The organism is Methanobrevibacter arboriphilus, assembly GCF_019669925.1.
In the GTDB taxonomy this organism is placed as follows: domain Archaea; phylum Methanobacteriota; class Methanobacteria; order Methanobacteriales; family Methanobacteriaceae; genus Methanobinarius; species Methanobinarius arboriphilus_A.
Genome location: NZ_AP019779.1, coordinates 1,858,661 through 1,874,945 on the forward strand (window position 1 = coordinate 1,858,661; position 16,285 = coordinate 1,874,945).

The window sequence follows — 16,285 nt, forward strand, 5'->3', positions numbered from 1 at the left end:
AGTTATAAATTTTAATGAGGTTTATGGGTTTTAAGATTATTTGCAATTTTAATATTATTTACAAATTTTAATATTATAATGTACCATATCTATGGGCTATATTACAAGTACCCTCTTTACTAACCATACATGCACCAATTGGATTCATAGGATTACATTTAGTTCTAAATAGTTTACAATCTTCTGGTCTTGCAACACCTCTTAAAATTGGTCCACAAATACAACCTGTTGGAGCTTCTTTAACATCCTTAACTTCAATATCAAATTTTTCCCTAGCATTATATTCTGAAAACTCATTTTTAATTTCCATTACAGAATTTGGAATTTTTGGGAAACCCCTCCATTCACGGCTTGTAATGTCAAATACTTCACCAATAACTTTTTGAGCAAGTAAATTTCCTTCTTCACGAACTGCTCTGTTATATTCATTGTCTATTTTAGCTTCTCCCTTATTTACTTGTCTAAGTATCATATAAACTGCCATCAAAATGTCTAATGGATTGAAACCAGCAACAGCTTGTGGAATATTGTATTTAGTAGAAAATTTTTCAAATGGTTTTGTACCTATAATTGTACAAACGTGTCCTGGTTCTATTAATGCATCTAAGTTTGTTTGTCCAGATTCAATTAAAAATTCAAGAGCTGGAGGTATCATTCTATGGGATGAAAGCACTGAAAAGTTTTCTGGAGGTTTATTTAGTATTTCTGAAGCTGTAGTTGGAGCTGTTGTTTCAAATCCTGCTGCAATAAAAACAACTTCATTATCAATTTTTTGAGCTAGTTCAACAGCATTATTTATTCCATAAACAATCCGCACATCTGCTCCTTCAGCTTTGGCATCAGCTAATGATCTTTTTGATCCTGGAACTCTTAACATATCTCCAAAAGTAGCTATAGTCACTCCTTTATCAATAAGTTCAAGGCTTTCATCGATTTCACGAGAAGGAACACAACAAACAGGACAACCTGGGCCTGCAACAACCTCAACTTCCTTTGGAAGAAGAGTTCTAAGCCCATTTTCCATTATTGTGTGTTCATGAGAACCGCAAACATGCATAATTTTAATAGGAGTTTTTAATTTTTCAATTCTTTTTATTAGTTCTTTAGAAATATCTTTCATCCCACTCATCCTAACACCTACAAAAATGATATAAAAATGATATTTATAGTATTATTAAAGTTTATTTATAATATTTAAAGTTTATTTATAGTATTCTTAAATTTTAACATTCTTAAATTTATTTATATTAATCTAAACTTTTTTTATAATAATTTAAATTTTATTTTGTATAATTAAGCAAAATCTTATTTTTTTTAATAGTATATTGAACTACATTATTAAACATTACTTTTTCAGAAAATATAATTAAAATAATAATATAAGTACTTCAACATATTGTTTTAATATATATTTTTGACATTTCTAATATTATTTTTAAAATTTTTAATATTTCTAATACTTTAATAATTTTATATATTTCTAATACTTTTAATATTTCCAATATTTCTAATATTTCCAATATTTTTAATATTTTTTAATATTTTTTAAAAATTAAAATATCTGTACTGATAAAAAAATCATTGACTTCACTTAGAATATAATAATATTTAACTATAATTATAATAAATAGTTAAAACAAAAATAGATTGAATAAAACATGTAATAAATATTCATTATTAAATTTATTAGTAAATATATTATTAAGTTTACTATTAAAATTATTATTAAGCTATTATTAAACTATTGTTAATTTAATTATTAAATTCATTATTAACTTTATTATTAAATTTATATTATATGTTAACTTTTTGGATTTAATATTAATTCTGGATTAATATTAATGATACCATATTATTAATAATACAATATTTCGAATAAAAATTAGGAAGGTGTCTTAATGAGCTATATTATTGAAACAGATAATATAACAAAGGATTTCGGTGACTTTAGAGCTGTTAATTCAATAAATTTGAAAGTTCCAAGAAATAGTGTTTATGGGGTTTTAGGTCCTAATGGAGCAGGTAAAAGTACTTTAATTTCAATGTTATGTACTATACTTGCTCCAACAAGTGGAACAGCTAAAATAAATGGTTATGATATTGTAAAAGAAGCTAATGATGTTAGAAAATCAATAGGTATTGTTTTTCAAACAAGGGCTCTTGATGATATATTAACTGGAAGGGAACATCTTGAAATGCATGCTGCTCTTTACGGAGTTCCTAATGATGTAAGACAAGATAGAATTGATGAAGTTCTTGAATTAATAGCTCTTGGTAGTAAAGCTGATGAAGAAACCAAAAATTATTCTGGAGGTATGAGGAGAAGGCTTGAAATAGGAAGAGGTCTTGTTCATCATCCTAAATTACTATTTTTAGATGAACCTACATTAGGACTTGATATTCAAACAAGAGAAAGTATTTGGAAGTATATCGAGGATCTTAAAAATAGTATTGATATTACTATTCTCTTAACTACTCATTATCTTGAAGAAGTAGATAATCTTTGTGATGATCTATCTATCATAGATCAAGGAGAGATAATTAAATCTGGAAATCCAAAAAATCTTAAAGCTGAATTAAAATCAGATACTGTAACTCTTGTTTCTCCAGAAATTTCTAAATTATGTGATATAATGGAGAATCAGCCTTTTGTTAAAGATATAATAAAAAAAGATGATGAAATAAGATTAATGGTTGAAAAAGGAGAAGATTTAATTCCAAAAATCGTTAAAATAGCCAATGATAATAATATTAAGATTACTTCCATTGAACTTAAGCATCCAAGTCTTGAAGAAGTATTTATCAAGTATACTGGGCGTAAGATTGGAGATAGTGTTAAAATAAGGGGTGTTTAGATGGGTGAATTTGAGGGAATATATACAATTTGGTTGAGAGAAGCTAAAAGATATGTTCGTTATAAATCTAGAATAATTACAGCTATTTTTACACCACTATTGTGGTTACTTGTGTTTGGTGTAGGTCTGGGTAGTGCAATCAAGCTTGGAGGTACAACTGGAGGGTATGAGGCATTTATTTATCCAGGAATAATTTCTCAAACTATATTGTTTACTTGTATAATGTCTGGAATTGGAATAATAATAGATAAACAATATGGATTTTTAAAGGAAATAATGGTTGCTCCACTTTCAAGAACATCTATAATATTAGGAAAAGCATTAGGAATAAGTACTGGTGCAATAATCCAGGCTATGTTACTTTTATTATTGTCATTTGTAGTTGGAGTTCCTATGACTCCTTTAATATTCATTGGAGCTACTATAATTAGTATTATAATTTCAATTGGATTTTCTGGGCTTGGATTACTCATAGCATCATTTATGGATAGTATGGAAGGGTTTAATTTAGTGATGAGTTTTGTTATAATGCCTATTTTCCTGTTAAGTGGTGCATTATTCCCTGTAACAAATTTACCAAATTGGTTAAATTTTATTGTTTATTTAGATCCATTAACTTATGGAGTTGATGCTCTTAGAGGAGTAATACTTGGAGAATCTGTATTACCTATTGAATTAAGCTTGATTGTAATTTCATTCTTTGCTATATTGATGATATTATTATCAGCAATAGTTTTCACAAAAAAAGAACAGAATTTAATGTAATGATAAAAGATGATAAAGAAGATATAATAATATGATATAGCTTAATAATGGCAATTAGGACATAGGTAATAAGATGTATAATGATAAAAAAATTATTGTAATCATTCCTGCAAGAGGAGGTTCTAAGGGAATTCCTCGAAAAAATATCAGGTTATTAGCTAATAAACCTTTGATAGCTTATTCAATTGAAACATCACTAAAATCGAAATATGTAGATAAGGTTATTGTTACAACTGATGATGATGAGATTAAATTTATTGCTGAAAAATTTGGAGCATCAACCATTAAAAGGTCTGGAAAGTTAGCTCTTGATGATATACCTTTAGATCCTGTTATATATGATGCTGTTAAAACTGAAGAAAAGTCTTGTAAAACTATTTTTGATTTTGTTATAACTGTGCAACCAACTTCACCACTATTAAAAACTGAAACAATTGATGAAACAATAGAAAAACTTTCTGATAATTCTAATGATACTATAATTAGTGTAGTAGATGATAGACATCTTAACTGGGGTTTTGATGATAAAGAAAAAAAATATTATCCTCTTTATGAGGAAAGAGTAAATCGTCAATACCTTCCAAAGACTTTTAAGGAAACTGGTGGAATATTTGCAACAAAAAGGGAATTTTTGAGTGAAAATTCTAGAATGGGGGAAAATATAAACTTAATTGAATTAAGTCCTCATGAGAGTATAGATATTGACAATTATGAAGATTGGTGGGTAGCTGAAAGATTAATTAATAAGAAAAGAGTCGTTATAAAAACTGATGCGACTAATGAAATTGGCACTGGGCATATTTATCGAGGATTAGCTATTGCATCAAAGTTACCTAATCATGAAGTCCTTTTTCTTTTAGACGAAGATAAAAAATTAGGAATTGAGATTATTGAAAGCTATAACTATCCTTATCTAACTCATAAATCTACTAAAAATCATATTAATTCTGAATCTGATAATAGTAACTCTAATAATTTCAATTCTAATTCCAATTCTAATATTGATAATATTATTAATTCAGGTATTTTTATTGATAATAAGGGTGATGGAAATTATAATGATGATTTGATGGAAAAAATAAAAGAATATGATCCAGATATTGTAATAAATGATATTTTAAACACTAGCTATGAGTATATTTCTTTATTGAAGAAAAATAATTATTTTGTAGTCAATTTTGAAGATATAGGTGATGGTGCAAAGGTTGCAGATATTGTTTTTGATGCATTATATGAACATCAGATTCCTTCAAAAAATGTTTATTCTGGTTATAAGTATTATATTTTAAAAGATGAATTTTATTTTCAAAAACAAAAAGAAATTAAAAAACATGATAGTGTTAATGAAATTCTTCTAACTTTTGGTGGAACTGATCCTAATGATTTAACCCGTAAAACTTTAAATGCAATATTAAATAGTAAATACAATGGTATTATTACTATTATATTAGGTCTTGGATATAAAGATAAAAAAGAAATAAAAAATGAATTTAATATACATTCTAATGTAGAAATATTTGAGAATGTTAAAAATATTAGTGAGTATATGTATAAAGCAGACTTAATTTTTACATCTGCTGGAAGAACGATGTATGAAATAGCTAGTATTGGAGTTCCATGTATTTGTTTATGTCAAAATAATAGAGAATTAACACACACATTTGCTAATGCTAAAAATGGATTTATAAATTTAGGGCTTGGAAAAGACATTAATGAAGAGAAAATAATAGATACTATGGAAAATCTTATTAATAACACTAATATAAGAATAGAAATGAATAAAAGAATGCTAAATATTGATTTAAAGCATGGTTTTGAAAATATAATGGATATTGTTAAAAATAAGTACAAAAAACATATTGATATTGTTTCTTATTCATACTGATATTATTAATAGAGATATTGTTTCTTATTGATGTTATTCAGAGGGATATTATTCATACTGATATTTTTTCTTATTGATATATACTAATATTATTTCTATTTGAAATATCAAATAACTAATTTAATTAATAAAGAGTATAAATAATATTATTATAAATAATAACTCGTATAAACATAATATCAGTATGAATAATAACTAATATAAACAATAATAGGATTTTATATATTAAAAGGAGATTTAAATGAATATATTCCAAAAAAAACCATTTTTGATAGCTGAAGTCGGTGTAAATTATTATGATATTGCTAAAAAAGAAGATATTTCTAACATGGATGCAGCTAAATTAATGATTAAAGAAGCTAAATTAGCTGGAGCAGACGCTGTTAAGTTTCAAAGTTATAAGGCAGATACTATAGCTTCAAAAAATTCTCCATCTTATTGGGATACTAATGAAGAACCAACCACTTCTCAATATGAATTATTCAAAAAATTTGATAGCTTTGGAAAAGAGGAATATATAGAGCTTGCAAAATATTGTAATGAACTAGGAATATTATTCTTATCAACCCCTTTTGATTTTGATTCTATCGAATATCTTGATGAAATAATGGATGTTTATAAGATATCTTCATCTGATCTTACAAATATTCCTTTCATTAGATCCATAGCTAAAAAGCAAAAACCTGTTATATTATCAACAGGGGCAGCTACTATTGAAGAAGTTAAATTAGCTATCAAAACTATTGAAAATGAGGGAAATAAAAAAATTGGCTTAATGCATTGTGTACTATCCTATCCAACTGAATATGAAGATTCAAATCTTTTAATGATTAAATATCTTAAAGATAATTTTAAAGATTATGATATTGGCTTTTCTGATCATACTCGTCCTGATGATAAAATGCTTGTTCTTACAACTGCATATTTATATGGAGCTAATATAATAGAAAAACATTATACTCTTGATAAAACTTTAAAAGGAAATGATCATTATCATGCAATGGACCCTAACGATATAAAGAAATTTAAAGAAAATATAGAGTTTATAAAATTGATAAATGGTCGTTATGATAAAGTTCCTCTTGAATGTGAAGGAGAATCTAGAAAACAAGCTAGACGTTCTATTGTAGCTAATCAGGATATATTGGCTGGTGAAGTTATAAATGAATCTATGTTAACATTTAAACGCCCCGGAACTGGGATATCTCCTATTGAATTAGATAAAATACTAGGAAAAAAATCAAAAATAGATATTAAAGAAGATACTTTATTGAAATATTCTATGCTAGAATAAGAATTTGAATAAGTTGGATGAAAAGGAATCTTTTTAATAGTATCTTTTATAAATAACTAATTTTATATTTATTTACATATTTTTAATTTATATCAGATATTAATATTAAATATCATATTAAATATCATTATAATATCATTATAATATTAATATTACATATTAAAAATAAACAAACAAATTTTAAAAATAAATAGATTCAAATAAGGGAAAATCAGTCATGTCAAAAATTACACAAGAAAAACTAGAAAAGCCAGAAAAAACTATCAAAGAAGTATGTGATATTATATTTTCTCTAGAGAAAAAATATGATTTAAATCATATGAAGATTCAAGGGGTTTACGCATGGCAACTAGTTAGAGTCTATGTTTATTATGAAATAGCTAGAAAAATTGGGGTTTTTGGATCACCTCAACAAGGAAAAGTGACGCTTAAAAATAAAATATTTTCATTTCTCCCTTTTATTAAAAATAGCTTGTTTTCAAACCCATTAAATGGTAAATATGATAAAGATGTTATAATCTTTGACCATCCTCGAAAAGTGAAACATAATGGAGATTATAAAGATATATACAGTTATTTTCTAGAAGATTATCTCAACGATTTTGGATATAGCTATGAGTTAATCGAAAGCCCTTATTTAAATAATCATCATGGAAAAAAAGGTAAATTCACTAAATATAATGATAGAATCCTCTTTGGTTCTTATATTCATAAGAAAAAAACCAATTTAAAACTTAAAACTTGTGAAAAGAATAAAATATACAATCTTCAAAGAGAACTTATATCTAATTTTAATATTGAAATTGATCTTTTTAATATATTTAGAAGTCATATTTTAGATTTTAAATATCAATATAACAAATATGATAAATTATTTAAAAAAAGAAAACCAAAATATGTTTTTGTTGTTGTTGCTTATGAAAATAAAGCTATGATAGCTGCTGCTCATAATAATGGAGTTGAAGTAGTAGAATTACAACATGGAACTATTAGTGAATATCACTTAGGTTATAATTATCCAAATAAAGAGGATAAAGGTCTGGAATATTTTCCAGATAAAATATTAAGTTTTGGAGATTATTGGAAGGAAGTAGCTAATTATCCGATTAATGAAAAAAATATCATATCTATTGGATTTCCTTACTTAGATGAAACAATAAAATATCATATTAATAATCAAAAGTGTAAACAAATACTTTTTATTTCTCAGGGAGTTATAGGAAAATACTTATCTGAATTTGCATATGAGTTAGCTCAAAAGTTTGAAAAGATAGAGGGCTGTGATCAATATAACTTTATCTATAAATTACATCCTGGAGAATATTCAAACTGGGAAACTAATTATGATAGCTTAATGAAAGCTCAAAAATTAGATAATTTTCAAGTTATTGACAATAGTGAAATTTCATTATATGAACTTTTCTCAAAAAGCGAGTATCAAATTGGAGTATTTTCAACAGCTATTTATGAAGGATTATTATTTAATTGTAAGACATTTATATTGGATTTACCTGGTGCTGAATATATGGATAGTTTAGTTGATAAAAATTATGTTATGAAAGTTAATGATGTTGATGAAATAATTAATTCTATTGATAATTTTAATATAACTGAATATGACAATGATTTTTTCTTTAAAAAATATAAAAAATCAAGTTTGGATAAATTTTTTAATAGATAAGCTTTTAATAGATATCTACTTAATAGATAAATCTTTAATAGATTATTTTTTAATAGATAGTTCCTTGATAAATAAATTTTTTAATGGATAAATTTTTTAATTTTTAGATATAACTTTTAAATATAATTTCTAAATATAATTTGTAATATAATCATCTGATTTGAATAATTATAATGGATAATTGGATATAAAAATTCTAATTAAATAATATATTAATAGTTGTAATTGATACTGGTGAGTTAATGAATGAATATAAACGTTTTGTCCAGAGGATTGGGCTTGTTGGAATAACAAACATACTTATATCAATTAGTGGACTGATTTTTATTCCAATAATAACTAAAAACTTTTCAGTATTTGACTATGGAATATGGGCCCAAGTAAATACAACTATTGCTTTAATTCCAAATATAGCTAATTTAGGTCTTCCATATACAATGGTTAGATTTTTATCAGCTGAAAATGATAAATCAAAGATTAAAGAGTCTTTTTATTCTATGTTAGCTGTTGTTTTTGCTTCAAGCCTTATAATTTCATTATTATTTATAATATTTAAAAATCCAATAGCTGACTCTTTATTTGGTGGAAATATTAATATACTCTATTTAGTATCAATTATTTCATTCTTTGCTTGTATGAATCTAATGATCATTAGTTTCTTTAGAACATTCCAGCAAATTAAAAGATACTCACTATTTTTAGTTTTACAAAGCTATATAGGAGTTCTTATAAGTTCTTATCTTGCATTATCTGGATACAATATTGAAACTGTAGTTCTTGGACTTCTTGTAGGGTATTTAGCTGTATTTATTATAATGCTTTTAATGATTGGAGGATACCTTGGTTTAGCTATACCAAAATTTAAAAATCTTAAGGAAGAACTTGAATTTGCTATTCCTACAATTCCAAGTAATGTTTCATCATGGGTTGTTGATTCAAGTGATAAATATGTTATAGGGATTTTCATTGGTTCAGCTGCTGTAGGCTATTATTCACCAAGCTATGCTCTTGGAAGCATACTTCTAATGTTTTTATCTCCATTCGCTCTTCTTCTTCCAGCTGTACTTCCAAAATATTTTGAAGAAGGTAATTTAAAACAAGTAAACATTTTTCTTAAATATTCCATGAAATATTTCATGATAATAACAGTTCCTGCAGCTGTAGGGCTTTCAATTCTTTCAAAACCAATATTGTTAATAATCACAACTCCTGAAATAGCTCTCAATGGATATTTAATCACACCATTCGTTTGCCTGGGAGCTATATTTATGGGAATGTATGGAATAACCAATAATATATTAATTTTAGAGAAAAAAACAAAGATTCTTGGTAAAATTTGGATTCTTGTAGGCTTTTTAAATCTTTTGTTCAATATAATTGCAGTTCCATTTATTGGAATTATTGGAGCAGCTATTGTAACTTTATTATGTTATCTTATTGCATTGTTGATCACTGTATTTTATAGTAGAAAATATTTAGAACTTCCTTATGACTATATTTCCATGATAAAGATAGCTATATCTTCAATTATAATGGGAATAGTTGTAGCTATAATTAATCCTAATGGTATATGGAATGTTTTAATCACAATAATTATTGGTATATTGGTATACTTCTTAGTTTTATTCTTAATAAAAGGAATAAACAAAGAAGAGCTCAATTTTTTTAAAACGATGATTAATGAGAGTTAATTTTTAAAAAAAGTCTTACTTTTAAGTTAAATAACAAAGTGCTATGTTTTTTATATATAATTAATATTTGTGTTTCAAGCACATTTATCATCAATATAAAAATAAACATGAATTAACATATCTAAATTTAAAATTAGTTTGTATTTTTAATATTAATTTTGATTAATGGGTATGTAGATTTGTTTTAATGTTCTATATGAATTATTAAATATTTTTTCTTTTTATAAAATTCTTTCTATAATAATTTAAATTAATAATATTATATACTTTATTTTAAATATACTTCATGAATTTCAATGCTTTTTAGAATATATTTAAATATTTAAAATATTGTTTTTTTACACTACATTTATATAGTACTTATGATATATTACTATATATGAGTAAAACACAAACAATACTGCACATTCAAGGAAAAACAATTTACATAGTTAAAGCTGCTGGAGGGTGGAGCTTAATGATAATGTCAGACGAAATATTATTAGATAACTACCACAACAAAAGAGGACATATTCACCCAGAACCAGAAAACCACAAAAAAGAAATAAAGATAAAATTCAATACACAAACTGAAAACTTGAATATAATTGTAACTCATATTAATCAAAATAAGAAAGTAATAATAAAAGAATTAATAAAGGAGTTGAAATAATGATTATAACCTTAATTAAAGAACAAACTACAAAAGAATACGATAAAAAAATGAAAGAAAAATACGGAAGTATGGAAAAACTAGAAACACTATTAGAAAAAACACCAAAGAATATATTATACGCTGATTTAGAAAACTGGAAACTATTATTAGAAAACCCTGAAGAACCTATAAGACAAGAAGAGATTATAATCACTGATAAAATAAGCATAGGAGAGAACGAAACACAGATATTAAATATAATTAAAAATGAAAAACCTAAAAGTATCCGAGAAATAGCTATTAAAATAAAAAAAGATCCAGCTAATATAACTAATAAAATAAATCTTTTAGCTGAAGAGGGTTTAATTAGTTTCAAAAAAGGATTAAAAAATAGTAAAATACCAGTTTTAAATTATGATAAAATAGAAATAGCTATCTAATGGAGATATTGTGATGGATGGAATGATTGAAGATATGATTAGGGAAGAATATAAACCAATATTATTAAAAATAAAAGAATTAGAATGTGTACCAAAAGATATAAAGGAAGAAATAGAAGTATTATTAGAAAGAACAAGACAAATATACAATAGATATGGAAAGGAAATTGACTTTTAAATTAAATTCATAACATATTTTCCAAATTAAATATTTTGGAGTTGAAATAATGAAATCTGAAATTGCCCTTAGAAGTGAAGCTATGAAATTATTAACTAAAAATCTTGGAAAAGTCGATGCTCTAAGATTCATTTCTAGCATAAAAAAAGACAATTTTGATTATACTGAATGGAGAAAAGATTTGTGGAAAGATAAAACAATCGAAGAAATCCATGAATTAGCGGGTATATATGAAAATCATAAAAAATAATTATTTCAAAAAAATGAATCCATTTTGGATTACACAAAAAACAATGTGTCATGTGTTTAAAGTTAGTAATACAAACATAATTAAGCATTTGAATAATATTTTTGAATATAGGGAGTTTAATAAAGAAGAAATGAGTTTTAATCCGACGATTCAACTAATAGTAGAATTGTTATAATTAACTAGATGTAGTTATAATATATAAAGAGATGAAAATGTTATAAAAAAGTTGTAGTTATATACTTACAGAGAAAACAAGACAATGTTGTGAAATATTATTAAATTTTATGGTTAGCACAAGTGATTATGAATGTGTGGATGAAATGAAAAATACCAAATCAGGCAAAGAAGACTGCATTTTGGTTAATAATTCTTTATCAAAGAATTAAATTCCTAATGATGCTAGCGAAATAACATTAATTTTATCTTTTCGAGTGTAACTTATTCCAGTACCTGTAATTATGTTTAGTGATTTTGGTGGTTTAACTTTTGTTTTGTCTAATCTTGAAACCATTTTATGAAGGTTTTTAGCAGCTTCTTCAATTTGTCCAGTTCCAAGCTTAATTTCAAAAGCAATCCAATCTCCATTATATTTTTGCACAATAGCATCCACTTCTAAACCATATGAGTCTTGATAATGATAAACTTTAGCATCATTTGCTTGTGCATAAACTCTAAGGTCATGTATTACTAATGATTCAAATAAAAATCCTGTGAAATTAAGGTCATTGATTAAAGAGTCAAAATCAGCACCAAGTGCTGCCACTGAGAGACAAACATCTGTAAAATGACGTTTTGGTGTTTTACGTAATGATGCTGAGGAACGAATATGAGTATTCCATACAGGTTGTTCCTCAATAATCATCAAACGTTTTAATGCATCGAGATATTCATAAATAGTAGGACGAGAAAGATCAGCATTTTCTTTTTTTTGAATATCTAATTCTAAAGTTTTAATATCTACTGTTGTTGAGCTGTTTCTGGCAATGGAACGTAGTAAGTTTTGAACTTTTACAGGGTCACGTTTCACATTCGAAACTTTACTTATATCTACTTCACAAAGCAAATCAATATATGCTCTATTCAAATCAATTGATTGCCTTAATTTTTTACCTAATAATGTTGGAAATCCTCCTATGATTATTTTCTCAATAATAAACTCTAAGTCAGTTGGTTCATCTAAAACATCAATATCTTTTTTAGAATCAGAAAATAAAGTTTGCATACTGATTTTTCCTGATGAAAAACCTAATTCTTGCCATGTCATTGTTCTCATATCAAGAGTGGTAAATCGTCCTGCTCCAGAATGCATCTTTATACTTTCTTCAGGATTTGCTGAACCAGTCAGAATAAATTGTGCTGACTGCCCCCTATTATCTACTTCGTGGCGAATGTAATTCCAAATTTTTGGTTGTTCTTGCCATTCATCAATTAATCGGGGTGTTTTGCCAATTAAAAGTCTTTTTGGTGAAGTTTCCATAAGTACAGGTACTTGTTCATCTTGATCAACATTTAATATACTTTTTGCAAATTGCTTTGCTGATTCTGTTTTTCCACAGGCTTTAGGACCTCGTATAAGCACTGCTCCAGAGGCATATAATTTCCTTTTAAGCTCTTTATCTGATATTCGATTTACATATTGCATAATTTTCATCTTACATATTTTAAGTATTTTATTTTATATATTTAAGGTTATTTATTTTACATATTTCAAGTGTTTTATTTTACATATTTAAGGTTATTTATTTTACATATTTCAAGTGTTTTATTTTACACATTTAAGATTTTTGGTTTCATTAGTATATTAATATTTCGACTCAGATATCACAAAAAGTATGTTGTTTTTAGTAAATTTTATATTGTTTATTATATTCTTAATCCACACTATTTTCAGTGATTTTTATATTTTTTATTTCTATGAAAAAGTATAAAAATATAAAGATACTATATATAAATATAAAAATGTATAAGAGTTATAAATAAAATTATGTGAATTGGTGATAGTTATATAAGTATTCTATTAGTGATATGGAATCTATTCTTGAAAAATTAAGAAATAATGAACATGTCATATAACAGATTCAGAACATTTTCTTGATAACATAAAGAGAAAATATTGTGAATATGATACAGTTTATAACTTGATTAAAAATGATTTACCAGTTTATATGAAACTTTCCAAGAATAATAAATTTCTTGTATTTTATAATCATCCTGAATCTGATAAATATCATGTTAAAGTTGTGATATTTATTAAAAATCTTGATGAGATTAGATTAGTAACTACTTTTCCAACTGAAAGAAGGAGGGGGAAATTCCATGATTAAAGAACCAATATTAGTAGATTATAAATATGATTCTACTGTTGATGCATTGTCTATAAAAGTTAAAAATTATGAACATGAAAGAAGTGTTGAACTATCTGATGATGTTATTATGGACTTTAACAAAGACAATGAGTTTATTGCTTTAGAAATACTTAATGCATCCTATGTGCTCGATGTTGATGAATCCAGCCTTGAAAACATTCGTGATATTAGTTTATCTGTTAAGGTAACTGATTATGTGATATTTGTTAATGCTATTTTCACTCTTCCAGTTAGTAATCATGAAGAAATCAAAGTAACTAATGCAAGCATTGCTAACGATATTAACATTCCTAAATGGGATGGTAATTTAGTAACAGCATAAAAACCCTTTTTCAATTCAACTTTAATTAAAGTCATTAAAACATATATTTTTTGGCTTTTGTTAATATTATTTATACTTAATTATTTTAAGACATATCAGCTAAAAATTAGTCATATATTAAGACATATTTTTTTCATTTTGAATATTTATGATATATACCTATCGTTTTTTCAACATAACTTTCAACATAGTTAGGTCATAAATTTTAGTAAATTTTATATTGTTTATTATTTTAATATATTTGTGAATTTTTTTAAGTTAAAAAATTTTGTAAAAAACTGATTTTTAGTCGTGCAAAATGGATATTTAATCCTTCTTATGATTATCAAATTTCACATGGTATTGAATTAGCAATTGAAACTCTGCCATATTTATTTAAAATATTTCCTAAAGAATCTAATGAATTCTATGAAATTTTATTAATGGCTTCCTTTCATATGAGGTATTTTGGTTGCTCTGCTATTGCTATAAGAAATTATTTGTCAAATATTTCTAATGAACCTAATAAATTTTTGGATGAGTTTATTAATGATTATATTGCCTTACAACCTCAATTTGAAGAAATAGAAAAAGAAGTTATTAAAGAAAATAGGATTCAAAATAAAAGTATAAATGTTTTCCCTGAGAGCATTAAACGATTACATGAAAACTATAATGAATATTTGGGCAATATTACTAATAAAAGTTTAAAACCTTTAAATTTGAATTTAAATTCTTTATTAAATCTATTTTCTAATTTTGCTAATAGCATACTTGCAAGGAATAAAAGAAGTTCAGAAAATGCTGATGATATACATGATTTAAATATTTCAAATTTAAGTTTAAATGCTTTATTAAAATTATTTCTGATTATATCAGACAATACTTTCAACGATGAATGTTCAAAGATTATAAAAGAAATAATATCAATTGTGAGTGAAAAAATACTTATTGATAATAATTCGGGTGATTATGGGGAATATATGTTGAGAAATAACTTTTTGGAAAAATTAGCATTATTCATTTTATACTTAGATGAAAATGATATCAAAGAATTCATAAAACCATTTGTTGATAATTTTCAATGTTCAAAAGAAATGAATGATTTTTTATCAAAATTTGTCTCTGTAGGGTTTAATAATGAGAAATATCATCAATTCTGGGAAGTGTGGGATATTTTTTATGAAAATATAAAAGAATGTTCAAAATCAAATAGCCATTATTCTTCTGAAATTATTAAAACATATCTACTGAATTGGCCATATTGGCCATCTGATTTTTTTGATTGGAAAGGATTAAATGAAAAAGAATCAAGTTTTTTTCATAAAATTTGTGTCGATATGGGCTCTAATTTAGCTGTTTTAGATTCAATTGCTAAATTTTTGAATGGGATTGGTTATGAAAAATATTTTAATGATGGTGTGACTTGGGTTAATCTTATTCTTGAAAATAATAAATTTACTAATAAAGAAATTGAAGGAAGAACTATAGATAATTTAGAAACATACATGGATAAATATATTATAAAAAATTATGATCTTATTAATAAAGATATCAATACGAAAGGCAAAATAATCACTATTTTGGATTTTTTAATTGATAATGGATCAAATCCTAGCTATTTATTAAAAGAAAATTTATAACATTTTCACATTCTAGTATTAAATAAATTGCTTTAAACACGGTATTTTGTTAATAATGGAACTAAGAAATAAAGACAAAAACTAAAAAATAAGGTATTCAGCTTAGATGAATTTTGTATAAGATAAGAATAGGCTATTGAATTTTTCATTTTTAGTATTTATAATTTTTTTTATTAAAATGTTCCTAAAACGATTTTCAAAAATTCATACCAAAAAGAGGAACAAAAAATGATAGATCTAAAAAAAGAAATCAATTTATTCTTACATAAAATCAAAGAAGACAAAAAACAATTTAATAAGTA

16 protein-coding genes are annotated in these 16,285 nt (G+C 25.1%); 14 read left to right on the top strand and 2 right to left on the bottom strand.

Going from position 1 to position 16,285, the window contains the following annotated elements:
- Positions 1–73 precede the first annotated feature (73 nt).
- The gene (gene hypD, locus MarbSA_RS08120; protein WP_042704524.1) at positions 74–1,120 is read right to left on the bottom strand and encodes a hydrogenase formation protein HypD; all 1,047 of its coding nucleotides are present in this window, start codon (positions 1,118–1,120) and stop codon (positions 74–76) included.
- A 778-nt stretch (positions 1,121–1,898) separates the two neighbouring features.
- Between hypD and MarbSA_RS08125 the strand changes: the two genes are divergently transcribed.
- From MarbSA_RS08125 to MarbSA_RS08175, 11 genes are all read left to right on the top strand, one after another.
- Positions 1,899–2,855 carry an ATP-binding cassette domain-containing protein gene (locus MarbSA_RS08125; RefSeq protein ID WP_221061370.1) on the top strand — a complete coding sequence of 319 codons (957 nt, stop codon included), beginning with the start codon at positions 1,899–1,901 and terminating at the stop codon, positions 2,853–2,855.
- Positions 2,856–3,620 (top strand): ABC transporter permease, encoded by a 765-nt coding sequence (locus MarbSA_RS08130; RefSeq protein WP_221061371.1) that lies wholly within the window; start codon positions 2,856–2,858, stop codon positions 3,618–3,620.
- Positions 3,621–3,693: 73 nt separating this feature from the next.
- Positions 3,694–5,505, top strand: coding sequence for a cytidylyltransferase domain-containing protein (locus MarbSA_RS08135; protein WP_221061372.1), 1,812 nt, complete (start codon positions 3,694–3,696; stop codon positions 5,503–5,505).
- Between the two features lie 241 nt (positions 5,506–5,746).
- Positions 5,747–6,799, top strand: a complete 1,053-nt coding sequence (locus MarbSA_RS08140) for an N-acetylneuraminate synthase family protein (protein WP_221061373.1) — start codon at positions 5,747–5,749, stop codon at positions 6,797–6,799.
- 217 nt (positions 6,800–7,016) lie between these two features.
- A complete protein-coding gene (locus tag MarbSA_RS08145) occupies positions 7,017–8,480 on the top strand; it encodes a sialyltransferase (protein WP_221061374.1) in 1,464 nt (487 codons plus the stop codon).
- A 242-nt stretch (positions 8,481–8,722) separates the two neighbouring features.
- The gene (locus tag MarbSA_RS08150; RefSeq protein WP_054834792.1) at positions 8,723–10,171 is read left to right on the top strand and encodes an oligosaccharide flippase family protein; all 1,449 of its coding nucleotides are present in this window, start codon (positions 8,723–8,725) and stop codon (positions 10,169–10,171) included.
- 457 nt (positions 10,172–10,628) lie between these two features.
- Positions 10,629–10,823 carry a hypothetical protein gene (locus MarbSA_RS08155; RefSeq protein WP_054834791.1) on the top strand — a complete coding sequence of 65 codons (195 nt, stop codon included), beginning with the start codon at positions 10,629–10,631 and terminating at the stop codon, positions 10,821–10,823.
- Entirely contained in the window at positions 10,823–11,245 is a 423-nt protein-coding gene (locus tag MarbSA_RS08160; protein WP_042703185.1) for an HVO_A0114 family putative DNA-binding protein, read from the top strand. Before MarbSA_RS08155 ends, MarbSA_RS08160 begins: the two co-directional genes overlap by 1 nt.
- Positions 11,246–11,258: 13 nt before the next feature.
- Positions 11,259–11,423, top strand: a complete 165-nt coding sequence (locus tag MarbSA_RS08165; protein ID WP_156314579.1) for a hypothetical protein — start codon at positions 11,259–11,261, stop codon at positions 11,421–11,423.
- A gap of 49 nt (positions 11,424–11,472) precedes the next feature.
- Positions 11,473–11,673, top strand: coding sequence for a hypothetical protein (locus MarbSA_RS08170; protein ID WP_054834789.1), 201 nt, complete (start codon positions 11,473–11,475; stop codon positions 11,671–11,673).
- Complete coding sequence (locus MarbSA_RS08175) at positions 11,654–11,848, top strand: virulence RhuM family protein (RefSeq protein ID WP_054834788.1); 195 nt, start codon at positions 11,654–11,656, stop codon at positions 11,846–11,848. The genes MarbSA_RS08170 and MarbSA_RS08175 overlap by 20 nt, the downstream gene beginning before the upstream one ends.
- Before the next feature lie 207 nt (positions 11,849–12,055).
- Here the strand turns inward: MarbSA_RS08175 and MarbSA_RS08180 are convergent, their stop codons facing one another.
- Entirely contained in the window at positions 12,056–13,315 is a 1,260-nt protein-coding gene (locus tag MarbSA_RS08180; protein ID WP_221061375.1) for an ATP-binding protein, read from the bottom strand.
- 496 nt (positions 13,316–13,811) lie between these two features.
- Here MarbSA_RS08180 and MarbSA_RS08185 point away from each other — a divergent pair, with 496 nt between their 5' ends.
- The 3 genes from MarbSA_RS08185 (at position 13,812) to MarbSA_RS08195 (ending at position 15,983) form a co-directional block, all read left to right on the top strand.
- Positions 13,812–13,997 (top strand): hypothetical protein, encoded by a 186-nt coding sequence (locus MarbSA_RS08185; RefSeq protein ID WP_221061376.1) that lies wholly within the window; start codon positions 13,812–13,814, stop codon positions 13,995–13,997.
- Positions 13,990–14,361, top strand: a complete 372-nt coding sequence (locus MarbSA_RS08190; RefSeq protein ID WP_054834784.1) for a DUF2283 domain-containing protein — start codon at positions 13,990–13,992, stop codon at positions 14,359–14,361. The genes MarbSA_RS08185 and MarbSA_RS08190 overlap by 8 nt, the downstream gene beginning before the upstream one ends.
- Before the next feature lie 422 nt (positions 14,362–14,783).
- Positions 14,784–15,983: a hypothetical protein gene (locus tag MarbSA_RS08195; RefSeq protein ID WP_221061377.1), complete on the top strand. Its 1,200-nt coding sequence runs from the start codon at positions 14,784–14,786 to the stop codon at positions 15,981–15,983.
- The last annotated feature ends 302 nt before the right edge of the window (positions 15,984–16,285 follow it).